Source organism: Shewanella cyperi (genome assembly GCF_017354985.1).
Classification (GTDB): Bacteria; Pseudomonadota; Gammaproteobacteria; order Enterobacterales; family Shewanellaceae; genus Shewanella; species Shewanella cyperi.
Genome location: NZ_CP071501.1, coordinates 3,260,157 through 3,271,349, shown reverse-complemented (window position 1 = coordinate 3,271,349; position 11,193 = coordinate 3,260,157). Strand labels below are relative to the sequence as shown.

13 protein-coding genes are annotated in these 11,193 nt (G+C 51.3%); 10 read left to right on the top strand and 3 right to left on the bottom strand.

All coding sequences use genetic code 11. The features are described 5' to 3' along the window. Window positions 1-39: 39 nt before the first annotated feature. From JYB84_RS14415 to JYB84_RS14370, 10 genes are all read left to right on the top strand, one after another. Entirely contained in the window at window positions 40-459 is a 420-nt protein-coding gene (locus JYB84_RS14415) for a hypothetical protein (protein ID WP_207320722.1), read from the top strand. A 105-nt stretch (window positions 460-564) separates the two neighbouring features. Then, complete coding sequence (locus JYB84_RS14410; protein WP_207320721.1) at window positions 565-1,356, top strand: hypothetical protein; 792 nt, start codon at window positions 565-567, stop codon at window positions 1,354-1,356. Between the two features lie 2 nt (window positions 1,357-1,358). Beyond that, window positions 1,359-1,820 (top strand): hypothetical protein, encoded by a 462-nt coding sequence (locus JYB84_RS14405; RefSeq protein WP_207320720.1) that lies wholly within the window; start codon window positions 1,359-1,361, stop codon window positions 1,818-1,820. Between the two features lie 227 nt (window positions 1,821-2,047). Then, entirely contained in the window at window positions 2,048-2,527 is a 480-nt protein-coding gene (locus tag JYB84_RS14400) for a hypothetical protein (RefSeq protein ID WP_207320719.1), read from the top strand. A 122-nt stretch (window positions 2,528-2,649) separates the two neighbouring features. Further along, window positions 2,650-3,084: a hypothetical protein gene (locus JYB84_RS14395; RefSeq protein WP_207320718.1), complete on the top strand. Its 435-nt coding sequence runs from the start codon at window positions 2,650-2,652 to the stop codon at window positions 3,082-3,084. A gap of 157 nt (window positions 3,085-3,241) precedes the next feature. Then, window positions 3,242-3,931, top strand: a complete 690-nt coding sequence (locus JYB84_RS14390) for a hypothetical protein (RefSeq protein WP_207320717.1) — start codon at window positions 3,242-3,244, stop codon at window positions 3,929-3,931. Window positions 3,932-4,093: 162 nt separating this feature from the next. Then, window positions 4,094-4,519 (top strand): hypothetical protein, encoded by a 426-nt coding sequence (locus tag JYB84_RS14385; protein WP_207320716.1) that lies wholly within the window; start codon window positions 4,094-4,096, stop codon window positions 4,517-4,519. Between the two features lie 421 nt (window positions 4,520-4,940). Further along, the gene (locus JYB84_RS14380; RefSeq protein WP_207320715.1) at window positions 4,941-5,342 is read left to right on the top strand and encodes a hypothetical protein; all 402 of its coding nucleotides are present in this window, start codon (window positions 4,941-4,943) and stop codon (window positions 5,340-5,342) included. Window positions 5,343-5,423: 81 nt separating this feature from the next. After that, window positions 5,424-7,148, top strand: coding sequence for a hypothetical protein (locus JYB84_RS14375; protein ID WP_207320714.1), 1,725 nt, complete (start codon window positions 5,424-5,426; stop codon window positions 7,146-7,148). Between the two features lie 146 nt (window positions 7,149-7,294). Then, a complete protein-coding gene (locus JYB84_RS14370) occupies window positions 7,295-8,572 on the top strand; it encodes a hypothetical protein (RefSeq protein WP_207320713.1) in 1,278 nt (425 codons plus the stop codon). A gap of 71 nt (window positions 8,573-8,643) precedes the next feature. Here JYB84_RS14370 and JYB84_RS14365 read toward each other — a convergent pair whose 3' ends face one another. The 3 genes from JYB84_RS14365 to JYB84_RS14355 form a co-directional block, all read right to left on the bottom strand. Continuing rightward, window positions 8,644-9,126 carry an FKBP-type peptidyl-prolyl cis-trans isomerase gene (locus JYB84_RS14365; RefSeq protein WP_207320712.1) on the bottom strand — a complete coding sequence of 161 codons (483 nt, stop codon included), beginning with the start codon at window positions 9,124-9,126 and terminating at the stop codon, window positions 8,644-8,646. A 106-nt stretch (window positions 9,127-9,232) separates the two neighbouring features. Further along, window positions 9,233-9,922 carry a cold shock and DUF1294 domain-containing protein gene (locus tag JYB84_RS14360; protein WP_207320711.1) on the bottom strand — a complete coding sequence of 230 codons (690 nt, stop codon included), beginning with the start codon at window positions 9,920-9,922 and terminating at the stop codon, window positions 9,233-9,235. A 10-nt stretch (window positions 9,923-9,932) separates the two neighbouring features. Beyond that, complete coding sequence (locus JYB84_RS14355) at window positions 9,933-11,105, bottom strand: DUF418 domain-containing protein (RefSeq protein WP_207320710.1); 1,173 nt, start codon at window positions 11,103-11,105, stop codon at window positions 9,933-9,935. Window positions 11,106-11,193 lie beyond the last annotated feature (88 nt).

Sequence of the window (11,193 nt, the reverse complement as noted above, 5' to 3'; positions counted from 1 at the left end):
CCCCAGGTTCTATAAAACCTATATATACAAGGATGACATATGATTCGCATTATCACTCTGTTACTGCTCCTTTGTTCAACCAGCAGCTTAGCTGCGACTAGTCAAGGCTTGGATGCCGAGCTGAGCCAACGCTGCCTGGGTACTCTCGATTTTATCAAGAGCCAAGACCTGGCCGCCTTTATGGCGCAGATGCCGCCGGAGCACACCAAAGGGCAGGAAAAACGTTTGCAAGAAATACTGGCACGAGCCCATGAGCGCAGATTTGGCAATGGGGAAATTAAGTCCATTGATATTACCAATATCAGCTATAAGGACATAAGTGCTGATAAACAAGGCAGATTTGGCAAGCTTGAGGAAGCCAGAGTAAAGTTGTTGATTGTTAGTCCAGGACGTAATTCCCATGTCAGTTGTGAATTTATGAGAACTGCCGATGGCTGGTTCCTGTCTTCACTGCCCTAGCAGGCAATTCCCCCACATTGGCATATTCGATACCCCAGGCAAGCGTGGGTTTCCCGGTCTTTATTAGGAAAAATACCCTGGAAAAACTGTTGTTAAGGATAACAAGTGCAGTACTCGCAATTATCTAAAAAAGCCCACAGGTTTATCAATCCAAGGGGATTGCCTGAGCAGTTACGCCTTGCGACCAAAAGCCATTATGTTTTTCGAGGGTTTGCATTACTGGGACTATTGCCACTGTCGGCCTCGCTTGTCATGGCAATAACCCTCGATGGCGGTGAGCAAACTTTTTACCAGTTTGTGTCGGCACTGCTGCTGCCGGCAGTGCTCATACTCGGGTCGCTCAGGCAATATTTAGTGCTGGATAACCCCAGCAGGCAACGCTTTGTACAATCACAGTTATTGGGTTATCACTTCAAAAAGACGTACCAGGCACAGCTGCAGTCCACCGAGTTATTGCTGCGCCACGACAGCTATGACAGAAACCAGTATGAACTCAAGTTACATGACATTGTTTACCCCATAGGCAGCCTGGCCGACACCACGCAAGTCATGATGTTCTTTGCACAAACCTTTAACCTTACAGCCAAAGAACAAGTGACTGACTTTCCCAATATCCGTGAGCTGAACACCTTATCATCGACAGAACCACTCATAGCGTCACTCCCGCCCAATGGCCAGAATAAACCAGTCGCGCAAGAGTTTAACAGCATAGACACGGCCAATGGACCAGGAGCGCAAGCTGCGGCTAACCAGATAGAGACTGACAATACTGCTCATACCCTGCCTGCGACACAGATAGAACCACTTTGGCAACCAGGAGTGGTGATACGCTTTTTTTACCCTCTGCCATTTCTTATGGCATTTGGCTTTGTCATGAAGTTTATTGGAGTTCTATAGTCATGTACTTTAAACAACTTACCCCGACAAAAGCCGTCATGGCCAAATCCCGCTCGGCGATCATCGGACGCTGGATTTGCTCTGGCCTGGTCGCATTTTTCACTTTGCTTATGACTCTGGGTTTCGATCATTGGCCATATACTGAAATCCTGTACTGGTCATTTGCCGCGCTGCTCAGTTGGCATTTTCTATTTGCTCAGCGCCGGGTCCTGTTTGACCTGGAACGCCAACTTATTACCACTAAGCTAAGCTCGCTCTATCTGCTAACCCAGCAAGTCATTCCAATCAATCACATAGCAGCATTTCAAATTCAGCGACGTCTCGGCCAGCCCCATGGCTATGATTTATTGATAGTGATGGCTACTCAAGTGACCCCCTTGAAGTTCGACTATGGCAATTTGCCCCAAATGCAGGAGTTGGGTAAGCAATTGGCAACATTTTGCCAAGTTCCTCTGCTCAGTTAACAGATAGATTAGTAGGTTTGTTTGTAATGACCCTGAGGTAAGAAGAAAATAATCCCCTGATTCACTGCCGGAAGTTATTTACCCTTGGTTGACATCCCATTGCCCCTTTATGTCTATTACTCTCCTGCCACTCAAATACACCCGAAAGGATAATATTTTGTCCCTGACAGCCGGGATATAATTATCTGCCATAGTGGAACTGGCACATTGAGCCTGCAGGAAAATTTATGTCAGTTGCAGTAAAGCATTCATGGGTGGAGGAAAAATTTATGCTGAAAAATGTACTCATATTGGGGGCCATTGCTCTTTTGCCTGTTTGTTCGGTGCAGGCCGAAAGCTATGAAGCGCTCAACCAAAAATGCCTCGCACTGCAAAAGGACATGATTGCAGGAGATTTGGAGGCTGTACTGGCCTATTATCATCCAGCGATGAAAGAAAACGAAAAGGCATTCAATTTGTTCAAAAAATATTTGGGCAAAAGCATGAAGAACCGCGCAAATTATAGAGCAAAAAAGTTTTCTTCCGTGGAGATATTAAGCTCCCAGGAGGAAGCCATCACCGAAAGTGATCGGGGACTACCTTTTGAGATAGTCAAGAAAGTGCTGGTGAAGCCCAAGATCGAGATTGAAGATGGCCCCACCTTTAAGCCGGCTTGTTATTTTGTGCAGGAAAAGGACTCCGGTAATTGGTACATGGCAAGCCTGTGAGACAGAAGCATGAGCTTTGGCCTATTGTGTAGCACGAAGCTATTGCGCCAGTGCAGACTCGAAGGAAAGCCGACCGGCTTTCCTTTTTTAATTGAAATGGCAACTTAAAAGGACTTTTCAACATGAAATGCCCATTCTTGACGCTGTTTTTATTGGTCACGTCTGGCTTCGCCAATGCCTCAGCCCCGGCACAGGACTTCAGCCAAGAGCCTTTGGTACAACGTTGTATGGGAATGTTGGACGTATATAGGGATGAAGATTTTGATGCCTATGTGGCGGCCTTTCCTGAACCTTGGTTGGGCATTTTTGGTGAGAAGGTGTTGAAAAATGAGTTGGCCGCAAGACATCAAGAGTACATGGGTACCTATCAGGGAAAGCCGACTAACACAATTATTAGCGGAATAACTCCAGTGGAACCGGCCAAGATTGAAAAGGAACGTCTTGGCGCCGTGGAAGGAAAAAATTGTTATTTCAAATATATAACGAGCGAGGCGGTGGTCACTCAACCAGTTGCAAGTTCTTACGGATTGGTGATAACTGGTACTTCAGAGAGCTGAGACTCTGATATCCCAGGATATCTGAGTCTGGGTGGGGTATCGGTAAATGAACAAGGGGCGCCAGCCCCTTTTCCATTAATTATCTCAGGTTACCACACCATGAAATGCCGGTTCACGGCTGGCTATATCAGTTACACAAGAAGAAGGAACAGCAGGGATGCACTCATTGAAGTACATGCTCAATGACCTCAAATGGTTTGATATCAGCTTTAAAAGCAAGTATTTCAGGATCCGTCAGGAAGATGAATTCAGGTTGCCGGTTGCACTTGGGTTTACGGCACTGCCACTCAGGCAGGAGCTGTTGTTATTGTCCTCTGCCATTCCCGTGCTCCTGCTGGGCCTTGTACTGAGCCGTGTCGGTTCTGTTGCCGCATTGATTGCGGCCGGGGGTATAACTCTGATTTGGTTGCTGGGGTATTTGAGCTGGCGCAAACGCTGGGTGTGGCGCCAGTTGTCCATCAACAAGGCGGATCTCGACGCCAATACACAAGTCATTTTCAACCGTCACTGTATCAGGTTGCCCCAGCATATCTGCGGCGGCAACAGCACTATACCCAGGGCTGAGATTGAAAAAATCACTTTCCATTGGGTCAGTTATTTCAGTGAAAGGCGGAAACGCAAGCGGGTCCATGGTGTAACCGCTCACTTGCACAACGGCAAGCATTATCGGCTTTCCGGTATGGCCTACCCCCATAGAAGCCTGCTCTATCTGGCGATATTTTTTGATTATCCCGTGGAGCTTATCGAACAGCCGGCCCCCAGAGAGCGATTGGTTGTCTTTATTATCGCGCTGGCGGCCACCACCTTGGTATTCAACCTGGTCATGATTGCTGCCCACTGGCATTGACCTTAGGCACGCGCATAAGCGTATAAACGTATAAAGGTCTGATGCGGCATTTGGGTTAATACTTAGGTGCTATTGTGATGACGGCTGCTTAAGGGAAAAATAGCGGGACAAAATTCCGCTATGACATTGATGTCCATAGCGCTTTAAAGCATAAGGATGTGTATGCCGCGCTTTTCCTCTGTTCCAGTTATGATGCTTATCTTTTCCTTCTCAGCCCATGCCGGGAGCGAGCACTTCGGCTTTTATGCCAAGGATAACCAGGACCCTGTGTTTTTGGAGCAATGTCAGATGTTCCGCTCTGCACTGGATAAGAAGGACATGGAGGCCATTAAGTCTTTCACCGATCCGGCCTATTTTAATCATCCTGGCTTGACCAATGCGTTACAGGATTTGGTTGCTAAATATAGGCATGAGGTGGATAAGTCTGATTACCGACAAACCAGTATTTCCATAGCTAAGCTGGCCAATCCGGACAAAGCCGGTATCAGCATTCTTTATGAATATAAATCCGGTAAGGGCCATGGCAATTCAGGTTGTACCTTTAAGCGTATTAAGGACAACGCGTGGCGCATAATGCCTGATGGTTAACAGTTAAATCGCTGAATATTGGGTGGCTAATTTATTCGGATTTGAAATTCCATGAGTTACAAAATCAGTAAACACACGGACGAATTATTGGTTTTTACCTACTTGCGCTTCTCGCACATGTTTACGGACATCAAGGTGTGGCCTAAGACTGGTGAGGCACTTTGGCCTTAGATTTCGCCGATTTTCAGCGCCACTGCTGTGATGAAGATTTTTATGCCTTTCCATGCCAATGTTAAATTCCATGGGTAATCTGATGCTGAACAGGTCATGTCATATAGTAAAAAAGGCGGTTTTTTGTATTCTATAAGACTGATTTTGTGTGGCATGACTTCAAAAGCCAATTCCTTGTCTTTAAGATGCAACGGCCAAAAATAACGGATTATTTAAATCTTCCATACGGTAATAAAAAGGATTTTTCCAAATGAAATTGAGCTATCTCGCACTGGCATCTGCCATCACGCTGCTTGGCGGCTGCGCATCTACCGAAGCACCCAGGATCCCCCAGGAAAAAGTGGTTGAAGTCGACGGCCAAACCCTGAAATTCAGCGGCAGTTACAGCGAGCGTAAAAATATCCTGATTTTGACTGTGAATGGCGATCCCATAATGCAGGGCAGCTTTCCTCCCTACACACCAACCCAGAATTTGAATGCCAAATACAAGGATTTTGCCATTAAAGGCAACTGCTATTTCGGCTCCATTTTAGGTCAGCAGGGTGGTGCATTCGGCGCCATCGCCGGCATTATTCAATCGTCCAAAAACAGCACGGCGGATAAATGCGAACTGCTGGTTAACGGCAAATCGGTCGAAAACCTCTATTTCTAATTTCACAGCAAGCTTAATTCACGGGGGCAACCAGGTTGCCCCTGTCTGTTTCCGTTTACCTCAGAATTGAAAGGAACTCTCATGCTGAAACGCCATTATCTCGGATTAGCCATCACCAGCGGCCTGTTGTGGGGCTGTGGTGGCTCGGACAAAGTCGAAACGCCAACGCCGGTGGAACCGCCCGCACCAACCGAATACAGCCATAAGATCAGCGGCAGTGCCAATGTACAGGGTGCCTTGGTGGGTGCGCTGATTTGTGCCGATCTCAACGCCAACCAGGACTGTGATGCCGATGAGCCTTCGGCAACCAGCGACAGCGACGGCCATTACCAACTCGAATGGCAAAGTGAAGTGGCTGACCCCGAATACAGCCTGATAGCACAATTGCCCGTGGTTGCCGCGGCCAAGGTACCAAGTCCCCTGAGGGTGGCTGAGCTGCCTGGAGTCAGTGCCGCGCAGGCAAGTGGCTTGGCGGAGGATAAAATCTTTGCCCGCAAGGGCCACGGGGGAGAGCTCAATGTCTTGACCGACCTTGAATTTCGCCGCCTGTATACGTTGCAGCAAACGGGCGCCAGTACCGCCGAGTTGCAACAGCTTGAGGCCAGGCTCAAGGTTATAATTATGTCCCTGTACGGCACCGGCGAGGATGCGCCCTATCACCTGGGTGCCGCCGAGTCTGCCACCGAGGCCTTAATCGAGATCATGGCCATAGGCAAACATATCGAAGGCTTGATTGCCGGTCAGTTGAGCCAGGTGCTGGCAGCGGAGGAAACCCTGCTGGCGCTGAAACCGCTGGCGCTGGATCTGGCGGCCGCCAGTGGTTTGTCGGTACAGGCCTGGCTGGATACGGATCCGCTTAATCTCAGATACAGGGTGAGCGATACCCTGATGAATTTGGGCTATATCACGTCCCCCATAGATGCCAGGCTGATGTCGGATGCCGACTGGGACATATTGAAAAAGACCGAAAATGAAGATGATGACGAAAGTCATTTGTTCAGCCTGTACACCCACGGGGATGTCAGCATGGCCGAACTCAGGCATGGGGATGTCCATCAAAGTTTGTTTGTCAACTTGATGGGCGGCAAGTTGATGACTGAGGAATGGGATGCGGGTAAAGACGACCCTATGTCATGCTGGAATGCCAAGCTGTCCCGCTGGGTTGGTAACAGTGCTTCCGGGGGCTATGAAGCGCCGCAACCCACTATTGTCGACAACACACTCACCCGGGTGTACGACTGGACCTTCGTGCCTGTGACGGCCACGGTCGATAAGTTCAGCTCAAGTGATCCCCAGTGGCAGACTCTGATAGCCTCCTTGCCCAAGGAGTACAAATTGACCGAGCTGACCTGGCCCGACACCATTTACCGTGTCAATTACCGCATGGAGCAGGAGGTGATGTGTCGCTTTGATGCCGCCTCGGTTTACCCCATGCCGGCCATGAATGCAGAGTCACTTACCTCCATGGATCTCTTGTCTACCCTGTGGCCCTACGTCGTTGATGAGGGTCATTTCAAGCTGGTATCGGACGACACCTTTATCATTGATGAGGGTGTCGCCGAGACTTACCAATGGCATCTGACCACCAGTCCCAGTGGCGAGCCTCTGGTGCATATAGATACCATTGCCAGCAGTATGCCAGGTATGGCTGAAATGGATCTGGGGGAGGATTATCTGATCAGTGGTGACAAGCTGATGGAAGTGGATATCTTCAAACCCTTCGATACCCGCGAGATAAACTGGCTGTGGCTGACCTATGAGGAAAGTTTCAGCCCGGTTATTTATCAGCACCTTAAAAACCTGTAAAGGTCTGCCTGTGGTCAGCGTGGTTGCTTGACCACAGGCGTCTTGCAAGTACATTCACCACCTGGCGAACGAGTCGGATTGGGAGCCGATTGAGGACAAATTGAGAGCAGAGTATGGGATTGGGAGTCGATAGACAAATGCATAAGATGGCTGTTTTGATACTGTCCACAGGCCTGACCATGGCTGCCATGGTGCAGGCCGCTGCCGATCCGCAGGCGCTGTTAACTGAGTTCGATCGCCAAACCGGGCCGCTGATTGAGGCGAGCCGGCAACAAAGGCGCGCCTGGGAAGATCCCGGCTTTCGTGACGGCTTAACCCGGCTCGACGGTGATGCACTGGCGTTGCTGAAGGAAGGCTGGCCAGGACGCTTTGGTCGTGAGGCCAAAAGTCAGCGGGCGCTGGCCAGCCAATTCCTGGAGCATTTGCAGCATTTGCAGCAGCAAATGCCATCCGGCAGCCACTGTAAAACAGTGACTCAGGCCCAAACCCTTGAAACCAATATCGCCGAGCTGGATGAGTATCTGGGACGGCTCGAAGGCTACGCCAATCTTAACAGCAATGAGGCGGCCTTTGCCGCCCTGATGGACATGAACCTGGGCCAGAGCAAGGCCGTGAGCTTGCTGGAGCTGGCCTCAAGCTTCAGGTTGTGTGTTATTCAGGATGGGGCGCCGCACTTGGTTGACGGGCTCAGTGGCACCAAGGGGGACTCAGTGGCCAGGGCCTTGGTCGAGTCGCTTTCCGGAACCTCATTGCCTGAGCCGTCCCAGTCCGAAAATGTTGACATGCTGCCACTGTCGCAAGACGAACCCGCCGTCATCGATGATGAGCCGGCAGAAGACGATTCAAGTGTTGTGGATGAAAGCGGTGACTGGCAGCAGGCAGCGGACATCAGCCAGAGCATGGCCATCAGCGATGTCCGCTTTGTCGATCCCGTTATGGCCGACTGTGTCAGCCAAATGGCCAGTTTGATGGGCATCAAGGATACCCTGGAGCTGGATATGCTCAGCTGTAAACTTAAGGGGCAAAGCGTCGGCAGTTTTGCCGATCTGGCGTCTTTTCCCAATCTGCATACCTTGAGTCTCAGTGGTGGCACCATTGCCAGTCTCGCAGGCCTTGGCAAAAGTTCGGTCAGCTTTCTCACCCTGGAGCACAGCAGTATAACCAGCTTTGCCGGTATGGAGGGGCAACTGGACACCCTGCTGCTGGAACAGGTGCAAACCGGGGATTGGGCCAGCCTGGCTTCTGTGCCTGCCGCCAGCATCAGTATTGCCAAGCCTGCCGATTGTCAGGCGCTGGCGGTACTCAAGGGCAATGAAAAGCTGGTTATTCTCAGTAAGGATCTGCCTGCCGATGAGTTGCTCAAGAGGCAACAGCAGGCCCAGGCCACAGGCAAGCCACAGCTGCTGTGGCCCTGCAAAGGCTAATTGATTTAGTCCCATAAAGAGCTAAGAAATAAAAACGCCGGCATTAGCCGGCGTTTTTTATGGCGGGAATATCAGCCCTGCTTGGCTTCGATGGCCAGCAGTTCCACGTCGAAAATCAGCACCGAACCGCCGGGGATCTTGCCGACGCTGCGGTTACCGTAGCCCAGTTCGGCCGGGATAAACAGCCGCATCTTGTCGCCCTCGTGCATCAGTTGCAGACCTTCGGTCCAGCCCTTGATGACCCGGTTCAGGGCAAAGGACAGCGGCTCACCGCGGGCGATGGAGCTGTCGAACACAGTGCCATCTATCAGTCGTCCCTCGTAATGGACCTTGACCGTATCGCTGGCCTTGGGTTGGGCGCTGCCCTGGCCCTGGGTCAGCAACTGGTACTGCAAGCCCGATGCCGTGGTCTTTACGCCCTCCTGGCTGGCGTTTTGCGCCAGAAATTGTTTGCCCAGTTCGGCATTGGCCTGGGAGGCTTTTTGGTTATTCATCGAGGTGAAGAAATAAAAAATAACCCCGGCTATGACCAGGACCGCAAGCAGCATTCTCATAAAAGTTCTCTGATGTTAATGGGTTGAATGGTTGGGCAATTGATTCAAGACGTTAGTCAATTGCGGCCGCCTTGGCAAGCCTCAATGCACTCAGCTAGCGCGACCTTCAGATAAAGGGCGTCAGCCACTGGCCCCTGATAGCCTGTCCCAGCAGCAACAGATTCAGGGTGCTGCAAAACACAAAGGCCAGCCGAAAGCTCAGCTTGCGGGACTTGTGACTCAAATGGTGGCGGGCAATCAGGGCGCCGGGCCAGCCACCGAGCAGGGCCCAGAGCAACAAATGCCCCTCGCTGATGCGCCAGTCACCGGCCAGGGCTGCGCTTTTATCCTTTGCATAGACGGCATAGGCCAGCAGGCTCAGCAGCAGATACACGCCAGGTAACCAGATGGGGATCAGTTTGTGCCACGCCAGCGTCGCCAAGACCAGGGCAAAAATGCTGACCAGCCACAGGGCGCGCCCCAGGCGGCCCTTGGGCTGTGCCTTGCCCGGCCTGCGGGCCACTTTTGGGGTCTTGCTTTTGATTTTTCTGGGGCCCGGAGCCGGCACTATAGCTGCCGATTCCGGCAGCAGCCGTGCCCGCCTGGCCTTGAGCCGGCCGTCACTGTCCTTCACCGCCACAAACTCCAGCAGGTCTCCCTGCTTGGGGCGCTGCCCGGTATCGGTCAGTGCGCTGATATGTAAAAAGATCCTTGGGCCCGCGGGCAGGGGGCTGATAAAGCCAAAACCCTTGTCATCCTGCCACTGGCTCAAGCGTCCCTGATTGTGTGTTCTTTTGTCCTGTAAATTGGCTGGCATTGATTCCCCATTACTCCGCATTTGACTTGCCGGCCATTGAATTGAACCGGATTTCATTGGATGCCTGATTCGCTCCCCAGGTTAAACGACGCCACAACCATTCCATGGGACCCTGCTTGAAATGGTGGCGCCAGGTCGAGGCCAACCACAATTGTATCCCGGCCCAAATCAAGGCCGTGATTAAATATTCAATACGATCAAACTGTTGTAGCCAATCAGAAAACAGGTATCTAAACAACAAGATCCCCACCACAGATTGCAACAGATACAGGCTGAGTGCCACTTGCCCCACAGCCTGCAGCGCTCGGCAGCGATCTACAGAACCTTGGCACCAAGCAATCAGCAAATGGGCGTAAAGCAGAGAAACAGGTATGGCGGCATAGATTACACTGATCTGCGCCAAACTTTGTCCCAAGGGCCCTGCGGCGAACAGCAGCCACAGGTCCAATCCCCCCAGCAGCGCTGCAAGAGCCAACAGACGGTAGCCATGCTCATGGGCAAAGCCATGATTGAAAATACCACTGCGATAGAGTGCCATACCAAGCAACATCATACCTGAGCTGTACCAGAGCATGGTGAAAGGGTATATGGCCAGCATAAAACCTTCCATGGTCAGATGTTGTTGTAGTTGCTCCCAATAGTTACTAATCCAGGGTTGTTGTAAGGCGCTGAAGGTGGTGCTGTTGCGACTGAGTTCGCCACTATCGTCCGGGAGCAAGGCCAATAGCGTGTATCCCAACAGTGAAATGGCCAGAAATAAGCCAGAGTGGCGCCAGAGTGTGCGTTGGTCCGATTGCAGATACCTCAGTGCCAACATGCCACTGATGCCATAGCTCAGCAGTATATCGCCGGGCCAGAGCAGAAGGCCGTGCAAGGCGCCAAATAACATCAACCACCCCAGGCGCCGCCTTAGCAGTGGCACCGGCAAGATCCCCCGACCTTGCAACGATTGGTATTGCAGTTGTAATGACACACCGAACAGCAAGGTGAACAGGCCAATAAAGCGCCCCTCGCATAGCATTCGTGTCAGTATTTCAAGTGGCAGATCCAAGGTAGCGGGGGGCTCGGTTGGTACATAGCCGACCAAGGTGTTGCCCATGTAATGGATATTGATAAAGAAGATCCCGAGCACCGCCAGCCCGCGGATGGCATCAATGTTCGGGTTTCGTCGTGTTTGAGTCACTGAAGTATCCATAGCCATAATCCATACCTTCCCTGTATGCCGCTGAGACTAGCATACAAAAATGCCATTGGCAGTGGATACCCCTGCT

Bases quoted from the DNA above. Each gene is read 5' to 3' on its own strand.
- JYB84_RS14415 (WP_207320722.1), top strand. From the start codon at position 40: ATGATTCGCATTATCACTCTGTTACTGCTCCTTTGTTCAACCAGCAGC.
- JYB84_RS14405 (WP_207320720.1), top strand. From the start codon at position 1,359: ATGTACTTTAAACAACTTACCCCGACAAAAGCCGTCATGGCCAAATCC.
- JYB84_RS14400 (WP_207320719.1), top strand. From the start codon at position 2,048: ATGTCAGTTGCAGTAAAGCATTCATGGGTGGAGGAAAAATTTATGCTG.
- JYB84_RS14395 (WP_207320718.1), top strand. From the start codon at position 2,650: ATGAAATGCCCATTCTTGACGCTGTTTTTATTGGTCACGTCTGGCTTC.
- JYB84_RS14390 (WP_207320717.1), top strand. From the start codon at position 3,242: ATGCACTCATTGAAGTACATGCTCAATGACCTCAAATGGTTTGATATC.
- JYB84_RS14385 (WP_207320716.1), top strand. From the start codon at position 4,094: ATGCCGCGCTTTTCCTCTGTTCCAGTTATGATGCTTATCTTTTCCTTC.
- JYB84_RS14380 (WP_207320715.1), top strand. From the start codon at position 4,941: ATGAAATTGAGCTATCTCGCACTGGCATCTGCCATCACGCTGCTTGGC.
- JYB84_RS14375 (WP_207320714.1), top strand. From the start codon at position 5,424: ATGCTGAAACGCCATTATCTCGGATTAGCCATCACCAGCGGCCTGTTG.
- JYB84_RS14370 (WP_207320713.1), top strand. From the start codon at position 7,295: ATGGCTGTTTTGATACTGTCCACAGGCCTGACCATGGCTGCCATGGTG.
- JYB84_RS14365 (WP_207320712.1), bottom strand. From the start codon at position 9,126: ATGAGAATGCTGCTTGCGGTCCTGGTCATAGCCGGGGTTATTTTTTAT.
- JYB84_RS14360 (WP_207320711.1), bottom strand. From the start codon at position 9,922: ATGCCAGCCAATTTACAGGACAAAAGAACACACAATCAGGGACGCTTG.